The 26,878-nt window shown below is 49.2% G+C and carries 28 protein-coding genes; 7 read left to right on the top strand and 21 right to left on the bottom strand.

Translation table 11 applies throughout. The features are described 5' to 3' along the window. Window positions 1-9: 9 nt before the first annotated feature. The 3 genes from ACYVUU_RS00850 to ACYVUU_RS00840 form a co-directional block, all read right to left on the bottom strand. Entirely contained in the window at window positions 10-1,203 is a 1,194-nt protein-coding gene (locus tag ACYVUU_RS00850; protein WP_484499670.1) for a C40 family peptidase, read from the bottom strand. A 228-nt stretch (window positions 1,204-1,431) separates the two neighbouring features. Beyond that, a complete protein-coding gene (locus ACYVUU_RS00845; RefSeq protein ID WP_484499669.1) occupies window positions 1,432-2,343 on the bottom strand; it encodes an HNH endonuclease in 912 nt (303 codons plus the stop codon). 119 nt (window positions 2,344-2,462) lie between these two features. Continuing rightward, the gene (locus ACYVUU_RS00840) at window positions 2,463-2,597 is read right to left on the bottom strand and encodes a hypothetical protein (RefSeq protein WP_270448365.1); all 135 of its coding nucleotides are present in this window, start codon (window positions 2,595-2,597) and stop codon (window positions 2,463-2,465) included. 587 nt (window positions 2,598-3,184) lie between these two features. Here ACYVUU_RS00840 and ACYVUU_RS00835 point away from each other — a divergent pair. The 4 genes from ACYVUU_RS00835 to ACYVUU_RS00820 all read left to right on the top strand — a co-directional run bounded on the left by ACYVUU_RS00835 (window position 3,185) and on the right by ACYVUU_RS00820 (window position 6,944). Then, window positions 3,185-4,330: an SLC13 family permease gene (locus ACYVUU_RS00835; RefSeq protein WP_484499668.1), complete on the top strand. Its 1,146-nt coding sequence runs from the start codon at window positions 3,185-3,187 to the stop codon at window positions 4,328-4,330. 157 nt (window positions 4,331-4,487) lie between these two features. Beyond that, window positions 4,488-5,042, top strand: a complete 555-nt coding sequence (locus ACYVUU_RS00830; protein ID WP_484499667.1) for a LemA family protein — start codon at window positions 4,488-4,490, stop codon at window positions 5,040-5,042. A gap of 16 nt (window positions 5,043-5,058) precedes the next feature. After that, window positions 5,059-5,958 carry a zinc metalloprotease HtpX gene (gene htpX / locus ACYVUU_RS00825; RefSeq protein ID WP_484499666.1) on the top strand — a complete coding sequence of 300 codons (900 nt, stop codon included), beginning with the start codon at window positions 5,059-5,061 and terminating at the stop codon, window positions 5,956-5,958. A gap of 134 nt (window positions 5,959-6,092) precedes the next feature. Next, window positions 6,093-6,944 (top strand): Rgg/GadR/MutR family transcriptional regulator, encoded by an 852-nt coding sequence (locus ACYVUU_RS00820; RefSeq protein ID WP_484499304.1) that lies wholly within the window; start codon window positions 6,093-6,095, stop codon window positions 6,942-6,944. On the opposite strand, the gene ACYVUU_RS00815 is transcribed toward ACYVUU_RS00820, so the two are convergent. The 7 genes from ACYVUU_RS00815 to ACYVUU_RS00785 all read right to left on the bottom strand — a co-directional run bounded on the left by ACYVUU_RS00815 (window position 6,938) and on the right by ACYVUU_RS00785 (window position 13,319). After that, window positions 6,938-8,161: a YcaO-like family protein gene (locus tag ACYVUU_RS00815; protein WP_439776139.1), complete on the bottom strand. Its 1,224-nt coding sequence runs from the start codon at window positions 8,159-8,161 to the stop codon at window positions 6,938-6,940. The two genes, ACYVUU_RS00820 and ACYVUU_RS00815, sit on opposite strands and share 7 nt — an antisense overlap. Window positions 8,162-8,206: 45 nt before the next feature. Next, window positions 8,207-8,359, bottom strand: a complete 153-nt coding sequence (locus tag ACYVUU_RS00810) for a hypothetical protein (protein ID WP_296227086.1) — start codon at window positions 8,357-8,359, stop codon at window positions 8,207-8,209. 32 nt (window positions 8,360-8,391) lie between these two features. Further along, complete coding sequence (locus tag ACYVUU_RS00805) at window positions 8,392-9,156, bottom strand: ABC-2 family transporter protein (protein WP_439776140.1); 765 nt, start codon at window positions 9,154-9,156, stop codon at window positions 8,392-8,394. Further along, window positions 9,153-9,899, bottom strand: a complete 747-nt coding sequence (locus ACYVUU_RS00800) for an ABC-2 family transporter protein (RefSeq protein ID WP_439776141.1) — start codon at window positions 9,897-9,899, stop codon at window positions 9,153-9,155. Before ACYVUU_RS00800 ends, ACYVUU_RS00805 begins: the two co-directional genes overlap by 4 nt. Further along, window positions 9,896-10,828: an ABC transporter ATP-binding protein gene (locus ACYVUU_RS00795; protein WP_439776142.1), complete on the bottom strand. Its 933-nt coding sequence runs from the start codon at window positions 10,826-10,828 to the stop codon at window positions 9,896-9,898. The genes ACYVUU_RS00800 and ACYVUU_RS00795 overlap by 4 nt, the downstream gene beginning before the upstream one ends. A 144-nt stretch (window positions 10,829-10,972) precedes the next feature. Continuing rightward, window positions 10,973-11,821 carry a helix-turn-helix domain-containing protein gene (locus tag ACYVUU_RS00790; protein WP_484499665.1) on the bottom strand — a complete coding sequence of 283 codons (849 nt, stop codon included), beginning with the start codon at window positions 11,819-11,821 and terminating at the stop codon, window positions 10,973-10,975. Between the two features lie 22 nt (window positions 11,822-11,843). Beyond that, window positions 11,844-13,319 (bottom strand): MFS transporter, encoded by a 1,476-nt coding sequence (locus ACYVUU_RS00785; RefSeq protein WP_484499664.1) that lies wholly within the window; start codon window positions 13,317-13,319, stop codon window positions 11,844-11,846. A gap of 305 nt (window positions 13,320-13,624) precedes the next feature. Here ACYVUU_RS00785 and ACYVUU_RS00780 point away from each other — a divergent pair, with 305 nt between their 5' ends. The 3 genes from ACYVUU_RS00780 to ACYVUU_RS00770 all read left to right on the top strand — a co-directional run bounded on the left by ACYVUU_RS00780 (window position 13,625) and on the right by ACYVUU_RS00770 (window position 16,164). After that, entirely contained in the window at window positions 13,625-14,980 is a 1,356-nt protein-coding gene (locus ACYVUU_RS00780) for an ATP-binding cassette domain-containing protein (RefSeq protein WP_484499663.1), read from the top strand. 12 nt (window positions 14,981-14,992) lie between these two features. Next, window positions 14,993-15,661, top strand: coding sequence for an energy-coupling factor transporter transmembrane component T family protein (locus ACYVUU_RS00775; RefSeq protein ID WP_484499306.1), 669 nt, complete (start codon window positions 14,993-14,995; stop codon window positions 15,659-15,661). Between the two features lie 134 nt (window positions 15,662-15,795). After that, window positions 15,796-16,164, top strand: a complete 369-nt coding sequence (locus tag ACYVUU_RS00770; protein WP_439776147.1) for a pyridoxamine 5'-phosphate oxidase family protein — start codon at window positions 15,796-15,798, stop codon at window positions 16,162-16,164. A gap of 65 nt (window positions 16,165-16,229) precedes the next feature. Here ACYVUU_RS00770 and ACYVUU_RS00765 read toward each other — a convergent pair whose 3' ends face one another. The 11 genes from ACYVUU_RS00765 to yycF form a co-directional block, all read right to left on the bottom strand. Then, window positions 16,230-16,571, bottom strand: a complete 342-nt coding sequence (locus tag ACYVUU_RS00765) for a hypothetical protein (RefSeq protein WP_484499662.1) — start codon at window positions 16,569-16,571, stop codon at window positions 16,230-16,232. A gap of 171 nt (window positions 16,572-16,742) precedes the next feature. Next, complete coding sequence (locus tag ACYVUU_RS00760; protein WP_484499661.1) at window positions 16,743-17,123, bottom strand: hypothetical protein; 381 nt, start codon at window positions 17,121-17,123, stop codon at window positions 16,743-16,745. A 17-nt stretch (window positions 17,124-17,140) separates the two neighbouring features. Then, a complete protein-coding gene (locus ACYVUU_RS00755) occupies window positions 17,141-17,584 on the bottom strand; it encodes a hypothetical protein (protein WP_484499660.1) in 444 nt (147 codons plus the stop codon). 114 nt (window positions 17,585-17,698) lie between these two features. Then, window positions 17,699-18,514, bottom strand: coding sequence for a helix-turn-helix domain-containing protein (locus tag ACYVUU_RS00750; RefSeq protein WP_484499659.1), 816 nt, complete (start codon window positions 18,512-18,514; stop codon window positions 17,699-17,701). Window positions 18,515-18,628: 114 nt separating this feature from the next. Continuing rightward, a complete protein-coding gene (rlmH, locus tag ACYVUU_RS00745; protein ID WP_003620648.1) occupies window positions 18,629-19,108 on the bottom strand; it encodes a 23S rRNA (pseudouridine(1915)-N(3))-methyltransferase RlmH in 480 nt (159 codons plus the stop codon). A gap of 491 nt (window positions 19,109-19,599) precedes the next feature. Further along, a complete protein-coding gene (locus tag ACYVUU_RS00740; protein ID WP_484499657.1) occupies window positions 19,600-20,886 on the bottom strand; it encodes a S1C family serine protease in 1,287 nt (428 codons plus the stop codon). A 90-nt stretch (window positions 20,887-20,976) separates the two neighbouring features. Next, complete coding sequence (locus tag ACYVUU_RS00735; RefSeq protein WP_439776163.1) at window positions 20,977-21,774, bottom strand: MBL fold metallo-hydrolase; 798 nt, start codon at window positions 21,772-21,774, stop codon at window positions 20,977-20,979. An 18-nt stretch (window positions 21,775-21,792) separates the two neighbouring features. After that, window positions 21,793-22,593 (bottom strand): two-component system regulatory protein YycI, encoded by an 801-nt coding sequence (locus tag ACYVUU_RS00730; protein WP_439776153.1) that lies wholly within the window; start codon window positions 22,591-22,593, stop codon window positions 21,793-21,795. Then, the gene (gene yycH / locus ACYVUU_RS00725; protein WP_484499656.1) at window positions 22,593-24,158 is read right to left on the bottom strand and encodes a two-component system activity regulator YycH; all 1,566 of its coding nucleotides are present in this window, start codon (window positions 24,156-24,158) and stop codon (window positions 22,593-22,595) included. The genes ACYVUU_RS00730 and yycH overlap by 1 nt, the downstream gene beginning before the upstream one ends. Next, window positions 24,148-26,043 carry a cell wall metabolism sensor histidine kinase WalK gene (gene walK / locus ACYVUU_RS00720; protein WP_484499655.1) on the bottom strand — a complete coding sequence of 632 codons (1,896 nt, stop codon included), beginning with the start codon at window positions 26,041-26,043 and terminating at the stop codon, window positions 24,148-24,150. The genes yycH and walK overlap by 11 nt, the downstream gene beginning before the upstream one ends. A gap of 48 nt (window positions 26,044-26,091) precedes the next feature. Further along, window positions 26,092-26,820 (bottom strand): response regulator YycF, encoded by a 729-nt coding sequence (gene yycF / locus ACYVUU_RS00715; RefSeq protein WP_270448343.1) that lies wholly within the window; start codon window positions 26,818-26,820, stop codon window positions 26,092-26,094. Window positions 26,821-26,878 lie beyond the last annotated feature (58 nt).

Here is a 26,878-nt window from a genome sequence, read left to right as displayed (position 1 = left end):
ATGAGTATTTTAGCCTAAAACGCGAACGGCAAAGCTTGGCGTGTAGGAGGACACGCTGCCGACCATCACGTTTTGGCCTGGGGCTGGAGCCATGACATATTGGCCGCCGCCCAAGGCGATGGCTACGTGGTAGGCTGAACCGTATGAACCCCAGAAGTAAAGGTCACCGGCTTGGGCGCTGGCTACGCTGATCTTGGTGCCGGCGTATTGCTGGGTGTAAGTAGTCCGGCCCAGGTTGATGCCGAAGTGGCTGTAAACGTATTGTACCAAGCCAGAGCAGTCAAAGCCGCTTGGCGTGGTCCCGCCCCAAACGTAAGGCACGCCCAGGAAGGTCAAAGCGTATGAAGTAATCGCGCTGGCACTGGCTGATGCGGTTGAAGTTGAAGTTGAGCTAGAAGTTGAACCAGTTGGTGCCTGGCTGACTGCTTGACTGCTGCTTGCTGCAGTATTGGTATTTGAAGCCGTCGTGTTAGTGCTTGACGCGGTGTTGTTAGTTGCTGCCGTGTTAGTGCTTGAAGTGGTACTTGAAGCAGTGCTTGCTGCAGTATTAGTGTTGGTCGTGGTGGCCGCACTGGTGTTAGAAGCAGTTGACTGGCTCTGAGCCTTGGCACTAGTGCTGGTGTTAGTAGTGGTACTCTTCGTCTTAGTAGTAGTCTTCTTTGCCTTGGGTGCCTGGCTGGAAGCAGTCGTGCTGGCTGATGCAGTGTTAGTGCTTGCAGCAGTTGAGCTTGAGCCAGTAGTTACGCCGCCCACCCCGTAAGTAGTCATGCCGGCCCGCAGGTTCAAGCTTTGGCCGATCAAGATGGTGCTGCTTGATAAGTTGTTGGCCTTCATCAAGGCACTCACGGAAACGCCGTACTTCTTAGCCAGGCTCCACAAAGTGTCGCCCTTTACAACCGTGTGGGTAGTTGCAGTAGTGTTTACGCTAGTTGCAGCAGACGTGCTAGTCTTGGCAGCCTTGACTGCCTTAGTTGACTTGGCTGGGATCTGCAGCTTCTGACCCACATAGATCAAATGGCCGGAAACGCCGTTAGCCTTCTTCAAGTCGCTTACTGAAACGCCGTACTTCTTTGACAAGCCCCACAGGGTGTCGTTCTTAACAACAGTGTAGCTGTCAGCCAAAGCGTTGGCACCCGTGGTCAAAAGGGCGCCGGAAGCACTCAGCGTTGCCAAAGCAGTCATCAACAGATTCTTTTTCTTCATGAAACTTCTTTTCTCCTTTAACATGTGGTTTGTTTGCTAACAATCTATAGTATAACTTTCAATTGTTACAAGAATGTATCGGTCTGATTACAAAACGAAAAAGCGCTGCAGGTTGTTCTGTAGCGCTTTTGTAAATTTTGTAAGCCTGTACATTCTGGAGTTTTTTTCTGCAAAAAGCTTTCCGGTCTAACTTTTAGTGCTCTCTTCATAAGGCTTAAGTTATCCAAACTAGATGATTTCCTTGTCCTGCTGGGCCAAATAGAGCTTCCAGCCCAACTTGAAGTGGTCCTCGCGCAAGTGGCGAGCCGCGTCATAGTCGCTCTCCAAGCTGTCGATAGCATCCCGCAGGCGCTTGTTTTGCTTGCGGATAGCGGCCAGTTCCGGGTCATTCACCACGCCCTTTAAATGCACCTTGGCCGCCAGCAGATTCCGCCGGTCCTGGAATTCTTTTTCCAAAGGGCCCAGGGCATTCTCGTACTTGACCAGCTTCTTGTTTAAAGGCTGCAATTCTTCGTTCAGCTTAACGAAAAGGTCATAGGGCATGTTGGACTTGATCCGGTTGCACTCGCTGCAAGACAGGGTCAGATTGTCCAGGCTGTTATCGTGTGAAACAGAAACAGGGTCCTTATGGTCCACGCTCCGCCCCCGCCGGCCGCAATACTGGCAGCGGTACTTATACTTGGCCCGGATCCGCTCCCGGTCGATGTAGTCAACCTCGTTTAACTGGAAGTCAACGCTGAGGCCTAAAGCTTGGAGTTTTTCCGCGAAAGGCAGTTTCCCTGGTAAAAAGAAGCTGGGATCATCCTCTGCCTTGATCACGGCCTGGTTGAAGTCTGATCTGGAGAGCTGCTGCTTGGCCAGGACATTGCCGTCATAGTCCTGCATGAGGGCCTCGTAGGACCGGCGGATTTTTAAATCCGGCAGGGTAAAGTCATCAGCAGCTTCCCCGTCCTTGCCCACAAAGGCATAGAGGAGGTTGGCCGCGAAGAGCTTGACCACGGGATTAGGGTAAGCTGCCGGATCCAGCCCCCGCTGCCGGCAGATGTCACACAGGCTGGTCAGGCGGTCGTTGACCAGGCCGGGCAGCTTGAAATGCAGGGATTCCAGTCTTAAGCCGCAGCTGCTGCACTGAAACTTCATTATTGCATCCTCTTTTCTTACTTACTTGTCTCTTAGCTTTTCCTATCATAAGGCAAAAAGCGGGCGAAAAAAAGACCCCAGCGCTAAGCCGGGGCCTTTATTGTCTGTTCAAAAACAAATTACTTGTTTTCGTCCTTAGCAGCTTGGTTCAAGTAGTTTACAACTGCAGCTGCGTGAGCAACGCGTTCCTTAGCGTTAGAAGCGTTACGTGGACGACGGTGTGGGTTGATACCCGTGTGGATATTTCTTGACATGTCTCTTCATCCTTTCATCGATTTTCGAAAATCAGTAGTAATTATACCCCTCTTCCCCTATGTTAGGCAAGCCTTTTCGGCATTTCTTTGCCCCCAGGCCCTTTTTCGGCAAAAAACTGCGGAGCTGTCTTCAGTCAGAAATGTTAAATGGATTTAACAAAAACGTCTAAGGCGGATTTTTAGCAGCTCACTGCTTCTCTTTTTCACTTTCGACACCGCTTACATTATTTCAGAAACCAAAAGCATGCTTTTGACTTTTTTGTGGCCTTGTAAAAAGTCGACACGTTTTAATCGCTTAAAAAAGGCAGCAAAGTCCATTTTTTGCCTTCCGGCATAAATCCCGTATTACCAGTAACTAAACCGCTTTCTTAAAACTTTTCTGTTTTTTCAAGCAGCTAAAAAAGCCGGGTTTTTGGTCTAGTGCGTTTTGCCAACATCCTTTCAATAACATCTGTTCGTTAATTTTGAACTATTGAGATTTAGCGAAAAATGGTTGACAATGGAACTACACGAAAGTAAAGTCCGTTTTCGCTTTTCGTTAACTTTACGTAAATTTTGTAAGCATGATTCTGAGTAGAGGAATTTATATGGAAGCCGCCAAAAGCAAAAGTTCAAATAATTTTTTGACCGTCTTAAAGAAAATTTTTAGCGACCGAATTCTGCAGATCACCATCGTGATCACCATCATCAGTCTCTTCTTTGCCCGGCCGCGCAGCGCCGACATGAACTGGCACACGATTGAGTCCGTCACGACCATGCTGGTCTTGATCCAGGTCTACAGCTACCTGCACGTCTTGGATATTATTGCCTATAAACTGACGGCGATCGCTGACTCCACCCGGAAACTGATCCTCCTTTTTACTCTCTTGTCCGTCTTCTCGGGCATGTTCCTGGGCAACGACATCACCTGCTTGACTATGATTCCCCTGTACTTGAACATCGCCAAGAAGTACAAGTTGCCGGAAATCCTGCCAGCCACCTTGATCGGGATGGGGGCCAACATCGGGGCGGCCTTCACCCCATGGGGCAACCCCCACAACATCTTCGTGGTCTCCAACTACCACTTGATGCCAGCCACCTTCTTTAAGTGGACCCTGCCTTACTTGATCGCGGCCATGGTTGTCTTTCTCTGCGTCTTCTTCTTTATTCCAAAGAAGGACATCCCAACCCAGGAAGTGGTTGAAATCGACGTCAGCTGGCCAATGACGATGATCACCACGGTCATCTTCGCCTTCTTCTTCGTCGGCGTCTTCAAGTTCGTTCCCATCTGGATGCCAATGCTGGCTTCCATCATCTGGGCCTTGATCGTCAACTGGAAGATCCTGCTCCACATTGACTACTCACTCTTGCTGACCTTTACCCTGTTCTTCGTCTTCATCAGCGACATCCAGCAGATTCCTTTTGTCGTGACCTTGATCCACGGCCTGGTCGGCACTGAAATGAGCACTTACTGGACGGCCATCCTGTCCAGCCAGGTCATGAGCAACGTCCCGTCCACCATCCTGGTCGGCAAGTTCTCCAAGTACGCTGAAGCCTTGACTTTAGGTTCCAACATTGGTGGCTTCGGGTCACCAATCGGGTCCATGGCCAACATGCTGGTTATGCGGACCTTCTACGCCCACGCTTCCAAGGATGCTAAGAAGAAGTTCTTCCCGAAGTGGCTGGGCTACCAGATCGCCGGCTTGATCATCCTCTCCCTTATCGGCTGGGTCATCGTCAAGCTGAACCTGTAGCAACATTTCAAATCTCTCAAGCGTCTCCTTAGGAGGCGTTTTTTGTTTAAAAACTAGTGCTCAGTTAGCTTTTAATATATAATCTTATTAAAACGGCCGGAAGCATCTGGCCAAAGTGAATTCACGCCCCTCTGGGGCCTAGAAAGGGAGGCAAAAAATGGCAGTCTGGATTATTGCTATTTTAGTCGTATTAATCGTTATTTTTTACATTTCAGCCTACAACGGCCTGCAAAAGGCCAAGGTTAACACTGAAGAGGCCTGGAGTCAGATCAGCGTTCAGCTCAAGCGGCGGAACGACTTGATCCCTAACCTGGTGGAAACCGTCAAGGGCTACGCCAAGCACGAAAAGGAAACTTTGAGCAAGGTGGTTGAACTCAGAAACCAGCTGACCCAAATTCCGGCTGACGACCACGAAGGGGCCATGAAGGTCTCCAACCAAATCACTGACAGCTTGAAGACCATCTTCGCCTTGTCTGAAAGCTACCCGGACCTGAAGGCCAACACCAACTTCGCCAACCTGCAGGAAGAACTGACCAACACGGAAAACAAGATTGCCTACTCACGGCAATTGTTCAACTCCAGCGCGGCTGTCTACAACAAGATGCTGGTGGTCTTCCCATCCAACATCGTAGCCAACATCCACCACTTCACCAAGGTTGACTACCTGGACATCCCTGAAGAAGAAACCAAGGTACCAAAGGTATCCTTTTAAAGATTAAGGGATCGCCATGCTATATCAACAAATTGCCCAAAACAAGCGGAAAACGGCCGGGGTCCTGGTCGTTTTCGTTTTGATCTTTGCCCTGGTGGGCGCTGGGTTAGGCCAGCTGCTGTGGGACAAGCCCCTGCCAGGCGTTTTGACCGCCGGCGTCATTGCCTTGATTTACTCTTTCCTGGTCTTCCAGGATCCGGTCAATGTCGTCATGAGCATGAACCATGCCCAGCATTTAAATAAAGAGGACAATCCCCAGCTTTTTCACATCGTGGAAGACATGGCCTTAGTAGCCAATATTCCCATGCCTGAGGTCTACTTGATTCCGGACAAGAGCCCCAACGCTTTCGCAACCGGCCTGTCCCCGGACAAGTCAGCCATCGCTGTTACCCAGGGTCTCTTAGACATGATGAACAGAGAAGAGCTGGAAGGGGTCCTGGGCCACGAGATTTCCCATATCCGCAACTATGACATCCGCCTGTCCATGGTGGCCCTGGTTTTGGTCAGCGCCATCAGCTTTATCGCCGACTTTGCCCAAAACTGGGTCTGGTTCGGCTTTGGCATTGACAGGGACGATGACGACGACCGGGAAGGCGGAACGCTTGGGATGATCATCGGCGTGATCGGGGTTATTTTCGTTCTGATCCTGGGACCGCTGGCAGCCAGCCTGGCTCAGATGGCTTTGTCCAGAAACCGGGAATACCTGGCTGACGCCAGTTCAGTTGAATTGACCCGGAACCCGCACGGCTTGATCAGCGCCTTGACCAAGATTGAGAACAGCCAGCCCATGCAGGCGGCCAGCAGCGCCAGCGCGTCCTTGTACATCGAGGACCCGATCAGACGGCACAGCTTAAGCCACTTGTTTGACACCCACCCGCCAACGGCTGACCGGATCAAGCGCTTGGAAAAAATGTAATTTCAACACAAAAGCTTCCAGATTTTTCTGGAAGCTTTTTTGCTCTACCTAAATTTAAGTTATATTTATCTTCCGTCTTCTATTTGTTATAATGCACGTATTAAATTGCTACCTTTTTCAAAAATGTGTATTAGATGAAAGAAAAAATGTACGGACAATATTTTAAAAGGCTACGGAATTATAAGAAGATGACGCTGCAGAAAGCAGCGAAAGATATCACTTCAAGCCCTGCCTTGTCACGCTGGGAAAATGATGTCGACGATATTCGGCTCAAAAAGTTTTTAGCCTTATTAGACCGGGTGGGAGTCACCCCCCGGGAGTTTTTTGCGTATACGGAAGTCCAAGGATATCTAGACAACTCCTACTATGATGAGCTGCAATTGCTCATCCAGCAAAAAGACAGCCGGAGGCTTCATCAGATCTTTTTACGGCAAATCAGCAGCTTTCATCAAACAAAAGATCCAGATATTTTAGGAAAGGCAGTCGCCGCGGCCAACAGCTATTTTACTTTGACTAAAATAAATTGTTTAACAGAAGCTGACCTAGAGATTTTTAAAGATTTACTGCTTGATAGCGAGTACTTAGATTTCAAAAGCCTACGTTTTCTTGAGAATTCTGTTTATTTGCTTGACTCTGACCTACTCATTTCATACAGCAGTAAAATCATCCACCAACTCAACCACTTAGAACAGGTAGACTATGAACTGTATTTGAATGCCTGGACGGCTCTGACCAATATTGTTTTCAGCTTGATCCAACAAAAACAAAACTCTGTCGCAAGCCACGTTTTGAATCAGCTTCTGACAATTGATTTGCCACAGCAAATGGCCGCTTTTAAAATCAGAATCGTTTTTTTAAAAAAATTGCTGGCTTACCGGGAAAGCGGCGATGACCGGGAAATCAATGCTTATTTAAAATCTCTAACTGAAATTGGCTTAAGCAATTTGGTAAGTGAACTATTGGATTATTGGGGTAGCGTTTACTGATAGCCGTTGCTACTCAGCCTAGGCGTTACAATTTGACCTTCAAAAACCAGATTGAAGCGTTCAAAATGAGGTATTAACGACTGAACGAGTACAAAGCCCGGATCTTCTTTCACCACTCGATAATAAATTTTCCTGCCTTCTTGTTTAAGCCTCTCCCTCTCATAGCTGATCATCTGGTCAACTTCTTTTGCATATATATCATATTGACGATATCTCACGCTAGCCAACTTTTTTGTAAAAGTTAGAGACAGCATCTTCTTCATAGGAGAGATTTCAGACCATATCAAGTTCAAACGTTTCCGTAATTGTTGACTTTCGCTTTCTTTTTTTACGGATACTAATTGGTATGCCTCCGTGAGCGATCTCATTATAGCGTATCGCTCATCTACTGAGCTCCCTGAACCGTAAATTGGGAGAATATCGCTACCTTGAGATAGAACAGCGGTAAAATAGGTCGGTATTTGATAGCTATTAATTACTTTTACCAGTATTACTTCTGTATCTGCCGTATCTTTTAGTCCTAGATAGATTTTATACAAATCTTTAGGCAAGGATTTAGGAATTATCTTAAATGCAGTTACCGAGTTTTCCTTAAGACCTAAGCCATACTTGATGATGAACCTTGAAATACTGTCTCTTTCAATCAATTCGTTAATGGAATGAAGCAAAGCTTCATTTACAGTTGATCCACTTGCATAACCACTATCAGAAGCATACTGGTAGGCATGATTGTTTATCGAAACACCATCGTCTATGAAATTAACGTCGCTTAAAAAGGATGGATAATAGACTTCTTTTGAGCTTTCGATATCGACAAAAGAATCTACTGTCAGCTTTGTGCTTTTTGAAAGCTGATTTAAAGCTGGATCATCCAAAAAATCAAGATCTTGTTCCATAATCTGCGACACAAGCACTCGTTGCTTAGCCGAATGTATCTGCGAGTTATAAAACAAATGCTCTATACTCTCGAATTCAGCTCCTAATACGGGCATATGACTCATCCCTTTGCCCATTCCAACGGAAACTTGTTTCTTTTTTGAGTCCCTTAAAATACACTGAACGGTTTGCAAGGCTAGATTAGCAGAAACCCACATTCTATAGTCAGCAGTTAAATGCAGTCGATTGATTAACTCAAGCCAATTAGTGTGTGCATCAGTATCTGGCACTTCTCTCTCAATTTGCAAATCTTTCCCTCCATAAAATAAAAGATCACGCAATATTGGCTTTCCTAAAAGATGCCATTAGCCGTGATCTTTTCTACTCTACTTAACTACTTCTGTTTTAACATTGTTTAATTGGTCAGATAATTCTTTCGGACTGCTCATTAAAGCGTTGAAGAAGTTTAATTCTTCATCATTTAAGCCTTCCACAAGAAATGGTCCGCCTTTCGTTAATTCAGTTCTAGTACGTCCCATATCGCAACACCTCCTTTCTAGATAATCATTTCTCAATTAGCCGATGAATAACGCCTCAGCCCCCGCTGCCAAAACTTAACCGAGAGCCAGTAAAGGATGGGCAAAAAAACGAGCAGATACAAGAGCAGGATTTTTCCCCGTCCTAGCAGCCAGTCCACTGGCAAATTGCTGACTAGCAAAAGTGGAATGATCCATGTAAAAAACTGCTGAATAACTCGGGGGAAAATCTGTTTTGGCCGTCCGGCCAAACTGACCAGGTCCTCTACAATACCCCCCAAGGCCGTTAAGCCCTCAAACCAAAAAAGCAAAGTTAAGCACAATTGGTTCAAAATGAAAATCAAGGCTGCGGGTAAAACGATCATGCAATTGATCAGCATGATCTGGCCAAAACTTGCCCCTTCATGAGTAAGGTAATAAGCCAGTAATCCAAGCGAAAGCAGCAAGTTGAAAAAACTTGGAATATCCAAACTTCTGCCAACTGCCAGCCAGTAACTCGAACTGGGCCTAACCAACAGATAGTCGAGATTACCTTCAAGGATGTCTTCACCCAGTCCTTCATGGCCTAAAATGAAAAACAAATTGTAAAGATAGGTCGCGCTATTCATGAAACTGATCATGACGTAGTAGCGGTTCGCTGTCCAGCCAGCCAAGTTCTCACGCTGACTAAAATAAACTTGCCCCGCAAGCAGCTCAATCAACAGAAAGACAGTTGCCAAAAGAAAAGTAATAATGCTAGTACCACGGTAGATCATAAACTCAGCTAAGCTTTGCCGCCAAATAGCCTTGACCTTTCTCATGCTCCTGCCCCCTCAAAAGTTTTAATGCCTTTTTTGAACAACGCTTTTCCTAGCAGCACGCTAAGAAGCAGCCAGCAGCAAACGGCTAGGCAATTTGCGAAAAAATCGCGCTGGCTTATTGTTCCCGTCAACAAGCGCGCTGGAAAATCCGTCACCAAGGAAAAAGGGTTGTATTTCAAATACTGGTAAACCGGGCCCAATAAATTCAAAGGAAAATATAATCCTCCTAGCAAGAGGTAAACTGCGTTAATTCCGCTTCTAAGCGGCCACATATTGATCAACCAAAAGCTGAGCATAGCCAGGACCATCATCAAACTGAAAAACATCAGACTGCTCAAAAGAAGGTAGATCAAGAGCAAAAACACTGGTCCAGCGCTTTTTACCAAGAACAGAAGCAAGATAAAATACAACAGCAATAGTGGCGTCTGCAGGCCTAAATTGTAATTGAACAGGTACCAGTACAAGGATAAAGGTCTCGTTAAATAGAGGGAAAGATTCCCAGATTCGACCATGTCCGCGAATTGAAAAACCGGCCCGGTTGTAAAAATTAAACTAATCAAATTGGTTGCCAGCAGATAACGGGCCATTTGCTGAAAGTTGCCGGACTCTGCCAAGATAAACTTCCACATTAAAACTGTAACCAGCAGACTCGCCAATTGCAGGACCAGCTTCATGATCATATTAGCCCGGTAGATCAAACTGTTCTTCAAGCCAAGATAATAAACAGGCAGATATCTTTTCATTGTTTCTCTCTTTGATATATTTTCAAGATGACCTCTTCGGCTGATATTCCACTTTTGCTTAAAGAAATGATCTGTTCCGGCTGGAATTTTTCCATCTTCACAAAAAGCTGCTGAGGATCATGAATGATTTCTTCCCGCACGTCAGTCTGGTCATTGATCCAATACTTCAAGCAATAGCTATCGGATTGATCGATCTGAAGAGGCAACTTATTCAAGCTGTCATTAAAAATCAACTCTCCTTTGCTCAAAATCAGCAAACGCTGGGCTAAGGCCTCAATATCACGGACATTGTGCGAAGTTAAAATAATCGTCGTCTGATGCAGTCTGTTTTCAGTTTTTAAAAAATTGTAGATTTTTTCCTGCGTTAATAGGTCCAGGCCAATGGTTGGTTCATCCAGAAACAGGTAGCTTGGTTCATGGATCAAGGAACAAGCAAGTTCACAGCGGATCCGCTGGCCCAAAGACAATTTGCGGACCGGCGTTTTTACGATCTCGCCAATATCCAGTAAATCGCTCAACTCCCGCAATCTGGCTTGATAACGGTCTGGCTTTAATTGATAAATGGCCGCCAGCATATTCAAAGTGTCAACAGCAGGCAAGTTCCAAGACAGCTGCGACTTTTGCCCAAACATGACCCCAATTTGCCGCAACAGCTTCTTTTGACGACTTCCTGGAATAAGCCCAGCTACTTTCACGCTGCCACTGCTTGGCTGAATAATCCCCGTCAGCAGTTTGGTCAATGTCGTCTTCCCTGCTCCATTTGGTCCAATCAAGCCAATAATTTCACCATCTTTTATAGTCAAATTCAGATCTTTCAAGGCAGGCACCAGCTGGTATTTCCGGTGGAAGATATCCTGCAGAGCTCCCTTTAATCCCGGTTCCTTGCTAAAAGTCCGATAATCAAAAGAAAGCTGGTTGATTTCAATCATTCTTTCTTCTCCTCATATTTAGTTAATAATTGTCTAATATTCTAACACTCAAACTGTTCCTGCATCCTTACTTTTCATATTTGAAAATTTCTATTTCTTTTCATGCAAAAACCGCTGAACTTACAGTTCAGCGGTTTTCTCTCTTTATAAATTGATGCCCTGCTGGCGGAAGAGCTCCTTGCGCTTGGCCGCCGGTGACATCCCATAGTACTTGCCGAATTTTTCATAAAAGAAGGACTTGCCCCGGTAGCCAACCAGGCCGATGATCTGCTTGATCGACAGGTCTGGCCGGGCCAAAAGGCGGACGGCCGCCTCCATCTTCTGTTCGTCAACCAACTCAATGAAGCTCTGCCCGGTCTTCTTCTTGACCAGGTCGGAAAAATAGTTGGGACTGAGCTGGTAGTAATCCGCGGCCGCCTTCAAGCTGGTCGAGACGTAGTTTTCACTAATATAGCGGCGGATCTCCCGCTCGCTCAAGCTGCCCGCTTCATTTAGTGCTCGCTGGGCCAAGGCCAAGGCAGTCAGCAGCTGGCTTTTGAGCAAGACTGAAGATAAAAAAACGCTGGTCTGGTACTCAGTCAAGGCCGCCAGGAAAGCCTCCCCAGCCGGCCCGTCAACCGCCACCCGGCCGTGAGTCCCTACTTCTTCAGCTTCTCCCAGCATAAGCTCCTTTTTCAAGTCCTGCATGGCAAAAGCTTTTGGCAAGACAAGCTGGACCAAGAGCCCCTCTTTTAAACTGGCCTGGCAAGATTGGCCAGCTGCCAGGAGAAACCAGTCGCCGGGCTTGACCTGCCACTTTTGCTGGCCAGCCCGGAAGCGCCCCGTCCCCGCGAGCAGCAGCAAGGCAGTCAAAGAGTCAGTCTTCCAGCCTTCAGCTTTGTCGCCTAGTAAAACAAACTGACAATCAGCGGTCTGACCTTTTCCTTTGTTCAGCGGCAGGGCGGCATCCCCTGCCTCCAGCAATTTTTTCCGCAGCTTGGCAATTTCAGTCATCGGCTCTCTCCTTTCTAAAAAATCACCGTAACTTGGCCATTTTTTTCTCCCGCCAGCGGGCCCAGATGGCGATAAGCAAAGACAAGAAGACCAGGATAAAGGCGGCCCAGAAAATCGCGTGAATAGCCCCGTAGAGGATGTTCTCCATCTGGCCCAAGTCCTGCTTAGGCAGATTGACCCGGGTCTTGGCGTCTGACAGGTGGTTGAGCATGGACAAAGTGATCTTGCCCCCGCTAGCCTTGACCCCTTTAGCCAGGTGCTCATTCAAAATGACCCCGAAGACGCTGGAGGAAACAGCCATGGCCAGCATCCGGATCAAGTAAGAGAAGGAAGTCGCGACCGGCACGTCCTTGCTTTCCGCGTCTTCTTGCACCTTAACCTGAAGCTGGTTGAACATGACCCCGTTGCCCCAGCCCTGCAGCATCCCGGCGATTAAAATCCCCCAGTAAGGGAAGTAGCGCGGAGCCACCGCCATCATCAGGTAGCCCGCCGCCAAAATCCAGCAGGTGGCCAGCATGACCTGGTAGGCCGACCAGCGCCGGCGCATTTTTTCCACTGACAAGGAGCCCAGCATGTCGGTAAAGGCCCCAGGGATCTGGGTCATCCCCCCGACCAGGGCAGTCGTGGCCATCAAGCCTTCCGCCCACATCGGCGCGTAGACGCTGTAAGCCGACATGGCAGCCCAGATCAAGACAAACAAGGTGAAGTCGACGACCAGGGGGATATTTTTGAACAAGCGGCCCGGGATAATCGGGTCCTCCGCCCGGCGCTCAATAATGACCAAGAGGCCGATGAAAATCAAGGCCGCCGCGAAGATCAACAGAGCCGTGGCGATTCCCGCCGATTCTACCAGCTGGGTCCCGAGCAAAAGGGCCACCACCCCAAAGGACAGGCAGATAGCCCCGCCCAAGTCGACCTTGTGGACTGACCGAGCTTTTTCCTCTTCCTGGAAAAAGATTTGGATCAAGACGATGGAAATCAAGGCAAAGGGGATATTGATGTAAAAGACCCAGCGCCAAGACAAGACGTCAACGATCCAGCCCCCGAAAAGCGGCCCTAAGATGGTGGCCGTGGTGAAGAAGGCGGACACCATACCCAGCACCTTTAAGCGCTTGTGGGCATTTGGATAAAGGTCAGAGTAGATAATATAAGGAAGCGACACCATTCCCCCGTTGCCAATCCCGGCCAAAAGGCGGAAGGTCAAGAGAAAAGACATCTGCTGGGCGCAGCCTTGGAGCAGCGCCCCCAGCAAAAAGCAGGCGGCTGACAACTGGTAGGCCAGTTTATTCCCCCGCCGCTCGCCCAACTTGCTCCACAGAGGCGTAGAAACAGCCGTCCCCAATAAGAAGATGGCTACCAGCCAGCCGGTATATTCAATCCCGTGCAAATCAGCAATGATCCGCGACAAGGCCGTGTTGATGATCGTGTTGTCCAAACCGGACATGACGTTTGACAGCATCAAGGCCACGGTAATTATTCGTCTTCGTTGATCTGACATTTTTTCGCTCCCACTAAATTCTAAAAGTCCTTAATTTTAGGATACAGCTAAAAAATTGCCAGTAAAAGCTTCTTCCAAGATTATTTTAAGAAAAGTGCTATAAATCGGCTTTTTCAATCAGTTTGGACAAAGTTTGAATTAGACAGGCTTTAGCAGATCCAATATAATAAAATAAGAATCAATTAGACGAATCAACGGGGTGCCGGAAGGCTGAGATGATACCCATGGAACCTGGCCAGGTAATGCTGGCAAGGGAAAATGAAACTTTACTTCTGGTCACCCTGCTTTTGAGGTGACTTTTTATTTTGCAAGCAGAACTGACAATTGACCACTTAACTTTTTCCTACGGGGACCGGGAGGTTATCCGCGACCTGTCCTTGACCCTGCCGGCGGGGACTTTTTCCCTCTTGATCGGGCCAACTGGCTGCGGCAAGTCGACCCTCTTGAAGATCATGGCCGGCCTCTACCCGAAATACGGAGGCCAGCTGACCAGCGGACAGATCGATTTGGGCGGACGGAGTCAGGCCATGATGTTCCAGGAAGCTGGCGAGCAGTTTACCATGGCCACGCCCAGAGAAGAGATTATTTTTGCCATGGAAAACCTGGGGAAAAATAAAGAAGAATTTGAAAACCGGCTGCAAAAGGCCAGCGAGTTCGCGGAAATCGATTCCCTTTTGGACCAGAAGATCGTGACCATGTCTGGCGGGGAAAAGCAGCGGGTAGCCTTAGCTGTCCTGGTCGCCATGGACGTGGATCTCTTTTTGCTGGATGAGCCTTTTGCCAGCGTGGACCCAGCAGCCCGCCGCTTCTTGATCGGCCGCTTAGCCAAGCTGAAAGAACAGGGCAAGACCATCATCATTACCGACCACCTTTTTGACGACTACCAGGGCAAGGTGGACGGGGTCTACCGCTTTGAAGGCGGGCAGGTGGAACTCTTGAGCCAGGATGAACAAGCCCTTCTCCTGGCTACTGAGCCAATCGGCCTGCATTTTGCCCTGCCAGAGAACGAGCCAGCGGCTTTTGTCATGAAAAATTTCACCATCAAGCAGGGCCGGCCTTTAATTGAGCAAAAGGAATTAGCCATCCCCAAGGGGAAGGTGACCTTGATCACGGGGCCAAACGGCAGCGGGAAGAGCTCCCTGTTTAAGGCCATGACCAAGCTGCTGGACTACCAGGGCTCCTTAACCTGGGAGGGCAAGGAAGTGGCCAAGCTCAAGGAGCGGACCTACTTCCAGCATGTGGCGCAAATTTTTCAAAATGCAAGTGACCAGTTCATGGCGATTACTGTCAAAGAGGAGCTGGATTTGAGCCAAAAGCACCCTTCGCCCTACTTCAGCCCGGAAGTTTTGGACCAAGCCTTGGCTGATCTGGGTTTGGCGGACCACTTAGACCAGGTAGTCTACTCCTTGTCGGGCGGGCAGAAAAAGAAGCTGCAGATCCTCTTGATGCTTCTGTCGGGCCAGGAAGTGCTTTTGATCGATGAGCCCTTGAGCGGCCTGGACCAGAAGTCGATTGAGCAAGTCGTGAAGCTTTTGCAAGAGTGCCAGGAAAAGAGCAAGCAGACGATCCTGCTGATCAGCCACCAGTTTTACGGAATCAGCGATTGGTGTGACTATCACCTGCGCCTGGCTGACAAAAAACTGGCTTTTGTAGAAGACTAGGGGGAGGAGAAAATGACTAAAAGCAAAATGAATCCCAGCTTGAAGTTCTTGCTGACCTTGATCATTTCACTGGAGTTATCTTTTAGGGTCAGCCTCATCAGCAACATCATCGTTATTGTCCTGGCCTTTGCCTACCTTTTATACCGGCGGATCAAGCCCAAGGCCCTGGGCGGGATGCTTTTGGCGGCGGGCCTGGCGGCAATTACCGTCTTTTCTTCTGGCTACATCTTCAGTGACCACCGCGACCTCTGGTATGCTTTGGACATTTCCAGCCGGGTGCTCGTATATACCTTTACCACGGCCTGCCTGACCATTTCGACCACGGCCGAAGAGATGGCCCGGTCACTGGAACAGAACCTGCACCTGCCAAGCAAGTTTGCCTACGGGACCTTGGCGGCTTTGAACATCATTCCCCGCATGCAGGCCGCGGTCAAGCAGATCCGGGTGGCCGGGATGATGCGGGGAGTCTACCTCTCCTTTTGGTCCCCGGTTCTCTACTTTAAGGCAATTTTGGTGGCTTTAAACAGCGCCGACAACCTGGCCCAAGGGATGGAGTCCCATGGCTACCGGGAAGGCGCCCCGCGGTCGGTGATCGTTGAAGTGCCGCTGACTGGTAAGGACTGGCTGCTCTTTGTTATTGCCATTCTTCTTTTGAATCTGGGAGCTTTTTTACTGCCATAAAAGTTGCAAAAAAATTTTAGTAAAAAAGTTATAAAATTGACCTAGATCAATTTCTTTTGCCTGGGGAGGTCCTATAATACTAAGTATCAAGAGAAAAAATTGCTACTTAAGTAAAAAGAAGGGAAATTACTATTATGAAGAAATTAGACGCTACTACTTTGACTGCTGACCAACAAAAGTTCTTTAACGACGCTTTGGCATTCGTTGCTTCCGTTGACAAGGACGGCAACCCACAAGTTGGTCCTAAGGGTTCCGTAACTGCTTTGGACGACAAGCACCTGGTCTGGAGCGAAGTTACCTTCTCACACTTGTGGGAAAACATCAAGAACGGCAGCAAGGTTGCTGTTGTAGTTGCTGACGTGCCAAGCCACACTAACGTGCGCGTGGTCGGCAGCGTGACTATCCACGAAGGCGACGACTTCGCCAAGGAATACGCTGCTAAGGTTGGCAAGCCGGAAACTGCTGCTGCCGTAGTAGTTGAAGTTGAAGAAATCTTCGCTTAATCAAATCCGCATAATGAAAATGGCTTCTGGGAGAAAATCCCGGAAGCCATTTTTCTGTCTATCTATTATTTTTTAGCCCGTAAAAGGCCACAGGCCAGGGCCGCGTAGATTAGGTACAAAATGCCGATTGAGATGTATTCATGAATATTGAAGACAAAAATCAAGACGATAACTGCTAATGCTGCAACAGTTACGTAGCCTACTGCCGGGCTGAGCTTGGTCAAGGGCGTGAGACCCAGAAATAGGGTCAGCAGGGTGATCGCGATCATGCCAGCGATTGTCCATGAAACTGGACCTGGGTCGCCCAAGGCTAAGATCCACTGAACCGCCATAAACAAGGCCAAACAGATACCAGCCAGCAGAAAGACGGTTTTGACGGCTGGCTTAGTTGCAAAGTTTTTCATCATAATCACGCTCCTATTTCCAAAAAACTATTCACTTATATTATAAACCTAAGCTAAATTTTGGAGCAGTGATTTTTGCGGCAGCCGTCATTTTTTGCTTTTGTTAAAAATTACAGCAACCAGATTTACATATGTTAACGCGTGGTTCTTGCTAAGTTTAATAACTTTTTCTCTTCACAACGTTCTCTTCTGAGCTATGTTTTCTTGCAAAAAGCGGCTAACAGCCAATAACACTAAGGCCAAGAAGTTAAGTGGTAAATTGCCCGGACCAAAAGCGATTGGCGTAATCAGTCCTATCAACGTCAAGGCGATGCAAACTAGGCCAATAATCAAGAACGGCTTACGGGGAATTTTTTGGCTGAATACAGCTAAGGATAATTCTGCCAACAAGACCAAGATAAAAACCACATGGCCCAAAACCGTTACCTTTAAATCCGTCCCTTTGATCGTTCTTAGGGCATTGATGTAATCCTTTAAATTTGAGCAAACTACCACAGTCAAAAAGCATAGTAAGATTACATCAACCACTTTGACTAAAATCTTTAAGAATTTCATCTCTGTCACCTTCGTTTTTACCCAACCCAGGCCATCACGCAGCTGATTAGGCTGACGGCCAAGAGGATGCCGGCCAGCCAATAGTTAAAGACTGCCTTCCCCCGCCAGCGGTAGCTGGCCAGAACCAGACTGACCGCCAAAGCAACAACAGCCGAAGTCCAGTACCAGGTCAAGCCGAAATACAGGCCTACCACCCGGTCAATTACAAGGCCCAGCAAAAGGCAGGCGCCAATCACCCAAGCCGCTGCAGGAGCCAACCACTTGCTCAGCCATACTCCCAAAGCAGCCACGGCAACGAGCAAAATAAAGGCATCATAAAGCAGTTCTGTTGCCTGCCCATGACTGCCACTGAAGGCATAACCGGAAGCCGTCTGGCCGACTAAATTAATGATCAGCGACACTGCAGCTGCCGTCAAAAGCAGGTCATTAGCCAGCCACATGTAATGCTCTGTTTTAGTCATTTAAATCGTCCCTTTCATGACTCATAATCCGTTTACATGGCTATTCTACATCGCTTTTTCCAGCTAGAGAGCAAAATTGCAGATATGAATCAGCATTTGCAGATCTGCAAATCTTCACAAGAGAAAATGATCGACAAATCTTTCCAGTCCAGATTCTCTGAGTATCCCCTTGATTCTTTCCGCCTCCTCATCTTGCCCTGAAAAAAGCCCCGCGTAATACTTGCCAAGCAAGCGGTAGGCTACAAACTCCAGGCAAGGAGACAGCTGTCCTAGAACTTCTATGGCCGGCTTGGCCGCCTTGGCAATGCCTTCTTTCCTGCAGCGCTGACAGAAGCTGACACAGGCCTTGCCTACCGCTTCCTGCTGGTCTCTAGAAAAATTATCGATCTGTTGATACTTGTCTAGCAGTTCACTCAGCCAAAAGTAGGCAATATCAAACTTCATCAACTGAATCGCCGCGGCAAAAACAACAATTGCTTCCGTATCGTCCATCCAATTGTCCAGACTGAAGAAATAATCCGATACCTCGTTTTTTAGCTGCTCATGATCTTTAAGGTCTGGATCCAGCAGATAAGCCACCAGGTCCCCGCCAACCCGCAGGGCTGTCTTCCCCGTCAGATTGGCCGCCTGCTCTTTCAAAAAGCTCATCTTTTTCCAGTTCCAATCATAAAAGGCGCTCTTCACCCGGAACTCGATATTGATCCAGTCAGCCTCTTTTTCCTCTCGCCGGCTATAAATCATTTTGGTGAAAAAGTAGCCCAAATCATAGTTGTGGCTTTCCAAAAGCTCCAGCAGATCCTCAGCCTTGATCCGCTGCTCTCCGCTCTCAATCCGAGAGTACTGGGCCACTGACATGACTTCTCCCGCCATTCCCTGCTGGGTCAAGCCCAAATCTATTCTCGTCTGCTTGAGCAAATCACAGATCTCCATTTTTTATTCAGCTCCCCCTAATAAAACACTTTCACCTTAGATTCTAGCACTAGACTAATTCGTATACAAAAAGCCTCTCCTGCGTATTTCCCAGGAGAGGCTAAAAAATCTATTCTACTTGTGGTAAGGACTGCCGGAGTTGATCATAAAGGCCCGGTAAATCTGCTCAATCAAAACCAGCCGCATCAATTGGTGGGGCATGGTCAGCTTGCCGAAACTGAAGAGATCGTTGGCCCGCTTGTTGACCGCGTCACTGGTCCCCAGGCTCCCCCCGATCACGAAAGTAATGTCGGAATGCCCGTAGGTTCCCAGATCCTTCAGTTCCTTGGCGAACTCTTCGCTAGCCCGCTCTTTGCCCTTAATGGCTAGGACGTAGACATATTCTTTGTCCTTGATCTTGCTCAGGATCCGCTCGCCTTCCCGCTTCTTGACTTCTTCCATCTGGGCCGGGCTGAGGCTTTCCGGCGCCTTCTCATCCGGCACCTGCACGATCTCCACCTTGGCAAAGCGGCTCAGCCGCTTCTGGTACTCCGCGATCCCATCCTTAAAATACTTCTCTTTTAATTTTCCAACGCAAACAATTTTGATATTCATAATGCACCTATTTTACCATTTTTGCTTCTATCCCCACAATTAACAATTTATCAACCGCCTTTTTCCACAGCTGTGGAAAGGCCTTTTCTAGATCTAGTGGACTAGAGCAGAATTCTATCTAGGTCTAGCTTTTTGCCAAAAAATTTCTAAAATTCCGTGTAACCATTCCACAAGCCGCCTGTGGACTGGACATTTTCACAAACAATCACCGAAAAAGCCCGGCCTGCCGCCTTGAACAGACGTTTTAACATGACTTTTGCCCGTGGAACTTACACACAATCCACAGCTTATCCACAGCTTTTCAGGAGCTTTTTACCCCATTTTTTGCACAATTCACAGTCTTTTCCACAGGATTGGGGATAAAGTTTCCCTAAAAATTTTCCTTGACAAGAAATATTTCCGAACTTTACCTTGGCTTTACCCCGCTTTTGTTTTGAAAAAAACAAAAAATCCAACAGATCTGCTGATCCACTGGATTATTTGTTCTTAAATTAGTTGCTTGCCTGCAGGGTTACCGTGAAGGTCATGGTCTTGCCGTTCCGGTTGACCGTGATCTTGACCTTGTCGCCAACATTGTGGCTGTACAAGATGCTGTGCAGGGTGGCCACGTCGTTGACCGTCTTGCCGTCAGCAGCCGTAATCACGTCGCCCTTCTTGATCCCGGCACTGGCTGCCGCGCTGCCTGAAGTTACGCTAGCCACGTACAGGCCCTTCTTCAGACTGGTTGAAATGCCCAGCTGCTTCTTGTAGTAGCTGTTCAGTTCAGCAATCGCCGCAACCTTGATGCCCAATTGCGGCCGGGTGATCTTCCCCTTCTTGACCAATTGGTTGACGATCGTCACAACTTCGTTTGACGGGATCGCGAAGCCCATCCCTTCAACTGAGTCGCCGCTGCTGGAGCTGGACAGCTTCATGGAGTTAATCCCGATAACTTGACCATCTGAGTTGACCAATGGACCACCGGAGTTACCGGAGTTGATGGCCGCGTCCGTCTGGATGACCGTCATCTGGTTGGAGTTGTAAGTGATCGTCCGGCTTGGTGAGGAAATGATCCCTTGCGTTACCGTAGACGCATATTCAGACCCTTCTGGTGAACCGATGGCAATCACCGTCTGCCCAGACTGCAGGCTGCTGGAGTCGCCAAATGAAGCGGTTTGGGTCACGTACTTGGAGTCGATTGACAGGACAGCCAAGTCACTGGTTGAGTCCTTGCCGACAACCTTAGCGGAAATCGTCTTCCCGGAAGCCAGGATGACCTTCACCTTGGCTGCCCCGGAAATAACGTGGTTGTTAGTGACGATGTAGCCCTTGCCGTTGGCCGTCGTGTAGATGACCCCGGAACCTTCAGAGTACAAAGTCAAAGACTTCTTGGAGCTGGATGAATCTGAGCTGGAATCTGAATCGCCATAGCCGAACATGCTGTAGATGTCAGAGCTTGATGATGAACTGGAAGTGTACTTGTAGTTCAAGACTGAAACAACCGCGTTCTGGACCTTCTTGTAAGCGGAAGTCATCGTCCCGCTGGTGGTCGTTGACTTGTTGACCTTAGTAGTGCCGCTGGATGAAGTCGTCACTGACCCGGTTTCACCAGTGTTGCTGCTGCTTGAGCTGGCCGTGGATGATGAAGAATTGCTGTTCAAATTGGCTGCTGACAAGCCGCCGTAAGCAATCCCACCGCCCAAAAGACCGGCAACGACCCCAATGATGGCCGCTTTAGTTAACAAACGGTTATTTTCCTTCTTGCGCGTGTTTCTTTGCTTATCTTGTTCTTCAGACATGGTTATCACTCCTTATCGTTGTCATTATCATATCCAAGCTTTTTGAAGTATATATGAACAAAACGTATTAAAAGCTTTAAAGCCCTCGTATTATAAATTAATTAAAGAACTCGGCGTCATCGGCTCGGTATCGTGCAATTCCAGGTCACTGGAGACGTCGGCATCTTTTTCCGCCAGAACCTGCTCCGCCACGTCCCGGGCCAAATAGTTCAAATTGTTCTGCTGGCTGCGGTGGGCCATGAAAACATGCTTGGTTTTAGAACTGATAACCCTGGCCAGAGTCTCAGCCGCCTGCTCGTTTGACAGGTGGCCGTGATCTGACCGAACCCGCTGCTGCAGGCTCCAGGGATAGGGGCCGCTTCTCAGCATCAAGTCGTCATAGTTGAACTCGAGCAAATAGGCATCCGCGTCTTGAATCTCATATTCGACTTCTTCAGACACGTAGCCCGTGTCCGTCAAGCAGGCCAGGCGCTTGCCCCCGCTGGAAAAAACGTAGTACTGGGGCTGAGCCGCGTCATGGCTGGTGGCAAAAGCCGTCACTTCTAAGTCCCCATAGCACTTGGTCTGGCCCGGCTCAATCACATTGATCTGCTCTTCCGGCAGGCGGCCGATCTTGCCGGTCTCCTCCAGGTACTTCCAGGTGCCCGTGTTGCTGAAGGCGTTCAGCTGGGGATAGCGGCGCATGAGGACCCCCATTCCTCCGCTGTGGTCGCCATGGTCGTGACTTAAAAAGACCATGTCCAGGTCTTCAATCGCCACGCCTACCTTGGCTAAAAGCTCCTTGGTCTTCTTGCCCGAAAGCCCGGCGTCCATCAAAATCTTGTGCTGGTCAGTCATCAGCAAGCTGCAGTTGCCCGCTGATCCGCTTGATAATACCGCGAATTGCAAATTTGTCCCTTCCTGCCCTTAATCATCCAATGTACTGTTTTGCAAAAGCTGGCCATTAAAGGCGTTGACCCGCTTCAAACTGCTGCTCTTGCTGCTCTTGTTTTCGATCCAGACCAGCCAGGTCGGGACAAAGATCACGCTGCCCCGGACCTCGGTCAATTTGGTGTAGCCCAGCTTGACCTGCATCACCCGGGAGTTGTCGGCCAGTTCCCGGGTGGTATAGAGGTTAGTGACTGCCCGCCAGGGGCTGATGGTGGCCTGCAATTCCCGCACGCTGGTCAAGTCACTCAAATAGGTCTGGTAGTAGCCCGTGATCTTCTTGTCCTTGACGTTGACCACCAGCTGGGCCAGGCTGCTGTAGACCTGCCCGTACTGGGACTTCTGCACGTAAACGTAGCTGCTGTTGCTGGAAAGGTTCTTGGCATAAACATACTGCTTGCCATGCAGCACGTAATTTTTGTCATTCTTGAATTCACTTACCGTCATCCGCTCCAGCGAAATCGCGTTTTTCATAGTCGCGTACAGGGTCTTGTCCCCTTCAGCATAGCTGGTGGACACGTCGCTGCTGAGCTTCTTGGCGGCTTCTTTCAAGTCGCTCTTGCTTCTTGTGGCCAGGTAGTAGCCCGAGTCCCCCTTCCTGGACAGGGAGGGAACCGTGATATTGTCCGACTTCATTTCAGCCTTCAAGCTGGTCGAGGTCGTCACTGAGCTGGTTGAAGAAGTCAAAGTGACCGGTGCCCGCCAGAGCTCAATCAAAAGGTAAATGTCGACCAGGCAGAAGAGGATCAGAAAAAGCCATTCAATTTTGCGATGATCCATTAGTTTTCTTCCTCCTCTGAGCTGACTGAACTTGATGATACGGCTGAACTTGAGCTGGAGCTGCTGGAACTTGAGCTGGATTCAGACACTGATTGGCTGCGGCTGCTGGAAGACGCTTCCTGACTGCTTTCCGGAGCCTGGCTGCCCGCTTGGCTGCCGCTTGAGCTGGAAGCTGAGCTTGCCTCACTGCTGGACTGGCTGGAGCTAGTTGAAGACGAGTAACTGCTGGAACTGGATCCGTCAATCAAAAGATCAGCATTTTCGGCCTTAGCCTTCTTCCAGCCAGCGAGGCTGTTCCAGCTGCCGCCTACCTTGATAAAGTAGGTTGGCACCAGAGTGATCAAGTCGCTGCGCTTCTTGTCGGCCTTGATATGGTAGCCGATGGTGATCCTCTCGATTTCGCTTTCTTTGATGCCGATGCTGTCCAGCTCTTTAAGCAAGGTCGCGGTCTTAGGCAGGGTCTTGGCCTGCCCGTCATAAGGGATCGGGATCTGCAGGTTCATGCTGCTGAAAGCCACGCTGACCGTTTCCGTTCCCATGGTCACCTGGGTTTGGGCCAGGGTGTCATTGGCAAAAATCGGATAACCTTCAATATAGTTGATATAAGCCACCGTCTTGCCGCTGCTTTCAAAAAAGCGGAGGTCCTGCTCAGCCAGGCCCAGCTGCTTGACATAAGCGGCACTTTCCAGCATTCGCTGCGTGGCCGTCCGCTCTTGGCCGGTCAGATAGTTTTGGTAAAGATACTGGTGGTCACTGCTTTTGCCTTCCTTAGGAATCTGCAGGCGCTTGGAATAGCCGGCCGTGTAGACCGTACGGCCATTCTTGGCCACCGACTTGCGGTAGCTGCTGCCCAGAAGCCTGGAGGCATAGTAGCTGCTGGACTGGTAGCTGATGAGATAGCTGTATTCCTTAACTTTAACTGCTTGAGCATAAAAAGGCACATAAAGCTTCTTCAAATGCAGGAAGCTGACCTCCTGTTTGTCTTGAGCACTCTTTACGTACTTGACCAGCTGCTGAAAAGAGCCAGACTTGATCTTCACCCGGTAAACCCGGCTGCCGCTGTCGTTGCCAAAGTAAAGATAGCGAATCTTGCTCTTGGCCGGGACAAAGACCCGGTTGAACTGCAGGCTGGAATTGGCTTGCTTCTTGCCTAAAAGCACCGTGAAATTGATCTGGTCCGGGTAGGCAAACATGATATAGTTCTGGTCATCCAGCAGTTTCTTGTAATCGGCAGAATCATCCGATACCTTCTCAATTACCCCCAGCTTGACCTTTTCCAAGTACTGGACGAACTTCAAAGGCAGGTTCCGCTTGGCGTCATGCACCTGGTAGCGGACCCCGTCTTGAAAGACATAGGTCTGGCCCGGCGCGTAAAAAGTCTGGATATTCCGGTAGTGGGTCGTCAAAGAGGCCGAACTCTGCGAAGAAGACTCATTGCTGATCCGGCTGAAGCGCTGGTCACTGGTCATCACCGTGACCCAGAGGCCGATTGAGATCAAAATCACGGTCAAGGTCGCCAGGTGGAGGAGAAAATCATTGAATTTGAACTTGAATTTAAACTTCATCCCATTCATCCTCCTCATCCATTGGTTCATATGGCAGGGCAATGTAGAAGGTTGACCCATGCCCTTCCCGGCTGTCAGCCCAGATCCGGCCGCCATGGGCCGTCACGATTTCCTTGGCGATGGCCAGGCCCAAGCCGGTCCCGCCTTGGGCCCGGGACCGGGCCTTGTCTGCCCGGTAGAAGCGGTCAAAGATCTTGCCCAGGTCCTTTCTCGGAATCCCCAGCCCCTGGTCGCTGATGCTAAGCAGGATCTGGTTCTGGTTCTGGGTCAAGCGGACCGTAATGGTCCCCCCGTCAGGGGAATACTTGATGGCGTTGTTCATGATATTGTCGATCACCCGCATCATCTGGTCGGTGTCGATTTCCACCCACAGGGCCTGGTTGCCCAGGTCCCGCTTGATCACGTATTCCTTGGTATCGCTTTGGGCCTCGCCCTGGTCATGCTCGACAATCATGTCAAAGCGGTTGAGCAGGTGGGCAACAAAGTCGGTAAAGTTGACCCATTCCGGTTCCAGCTTGGTGGCCCCCCGGTCCATTCTGGACAAGACCAAAAGGTCATTGACCATCCGGATCATCCGTTCAGTTTCCTTTTGCGTGACTTCCAAAAACTGCGGGGCAATCTCTGGATCTTTCCAGGCCCCCTCATTCAAGGCTTCAATATAAGCCCGGACGCTGGTCAAAGGAGTCCGCAATTCGTGGGAAACGTTGGAAACGAACTGCCGCTGCTCATCTTCATTTTTGATCTGCTCAGTCACGTCGTGCAAGACGCAGACGGCCCCGGACACAAAGCCCGTTACCCGCTTGATCAAGGTAAAGCTGGCGTGCAGGATCATTTCATCATCCGTACCGGCATTGACCGTGACCTGCATGTCGCTTTGGTTGGAGATCAAGTCCTGGGAAGTGTATTCGTCCCCCAGGCCCAGAACTTGGGAAATCGGCTTGTTGATCGCGTCTTCGGCCTTGATGTCCAGGAAGTCCTGGGCCATCTGGTTCATGATCGACACGTTCCCGTGCCGGTCAGTCGCGATCACCCCGTCGGTCATGTGGGACAGGACGCTGTCCAGCCGCCGGCGCTCAGATTCTGACTGCTCATTGGACCGCTCGATCTTGGCTGAGAGGGTGTTAAAGGCCGCCCCCAGCTGGCCCAGTTCGTCATTTGAGTAGATCTTGACCTGGGTCGAGTAGTCCCCGTCAGCCACTTGGATGGCCTGCTGGCGGAGCTCTTCAATCGGCCGGGTTATTGCCCGGGAAATAAACATGGAGGCAATCGCCGCCACGATTACGGCAATAAGCGAGGCCGTCAAAAACATCATCGAGACGTTGCGCAAGTTGTTGAAGACGTCAGCCATGCTGGCCCGGACATAGACTGCCCCAACGATGTTGGTCCCGCTGGTCAGGGGCACGATTTGAACCATGAAGCTGCCCTTCTGGCCGCTAGTGATCTGGGTCTTCTGCTGGCCGGAGTTGATCACTTCCCGGATATCGCCATTGTTGGACAATTGCCCCACCCGGTTTTTGTCATTTAGGTTGGACACGGCCCGGATCACGTTTTTATTGTCCACGACCTGGATCTCAGAAATCGCGTCATTGCTGTAGTCGGTGATGATCTGATTCATCTTCCGGTCAGCGCTTTTGCCATTCTTGACCAGCTGGGTAGTCAACTGGTCGGTCACGATCGACTGCAGCTGAATCGTGGTTTGAAAGTTGTCAATGCTGGTCTGCTCCATCTGCCGGGTAAAGTAGGCCCCGATGATTTCAATCGTGGCCAGCAAAAGGAGCATGAAGATAAGGGCGATCTTGGTCTGGATCGAGCTGACCAGGCGTTTAAGCCGGTGGGTCTTCTCTCTCTTCACTTTCTCTTTGCGTGCTTTTTTATCTTTCTTCATTAATCCATCCACATAAAGAAAGCCACCTCAAACAGTGGCTCTGGAAAATTATTCTTCTGTTTGCTGCTTGACGAAGTAGCCGACACCCCGCCGGGTGACCAAAATTTTCGGCCGGACCGGGTTGTCTTCAATCTTTTCCCGCAAGCGGTGAACCGTTACATCGACCGTCCGGACGTCGCCGAAGTAGTCGTAGCCCCAGACCGTCTGCAAGAGGTGCTCTCTGGTCATGACCTGGTCCATATGCTGGGCCATGTAATAGAGCAGCTCAAACTCCCGGTGGGTCAGTTCGATTTTTTCCCCATTCTTTTCGACCAGGTAGGCATCCGGCTTGATCAGCAGGTTGCCGATCTGGATATCATTGCTTTCCTGTTCTTTTTCCTTTTGCTGGTTGACTTCCACTGCCTTCTTGACGATGTCCCGGCGGCGCAAATTAGCCTTGACCCGGGCCACCAGCTCACGGTTGGAGAAAGGCTTGGTCACGTAGTCGTCCGCCCCCATTTCCAGGCCGAGGACCTTGTCAATCTCGCCGCCCTTGGCGGTAACCATGATGATCGGCATGTCGTGGGTCTGGCGGACTTCCCGGGCTACTTCCAGCCCGTCTTTCTTCGGAAGCATTAAGTCTAAAATCATTAAGTCAGGGTTGTATTCTTCAACCTTCTCGACAGCTTCCTCGCCGTCATAAGCGGTCTCTACATCAAAACCCTCTTTGGTCAAGTTAAACTTGATAATATCGGAAATCGGCTTTTCGTCGTCAACGACGAGAATTTTTTTAGGCATCATAGACCTCCTTCACTGTCCCTATTATACTTGATTTGTTCGCGAAATTAAAAAAATT

This window comes from Lactobacillus sp. WILCCON 0058, assembly GCF_057198005.1.
Note: the sequence above shows the minus strand (reverse complement) of the source record. Positions and strands in the feature narration are given on the sequence as shown.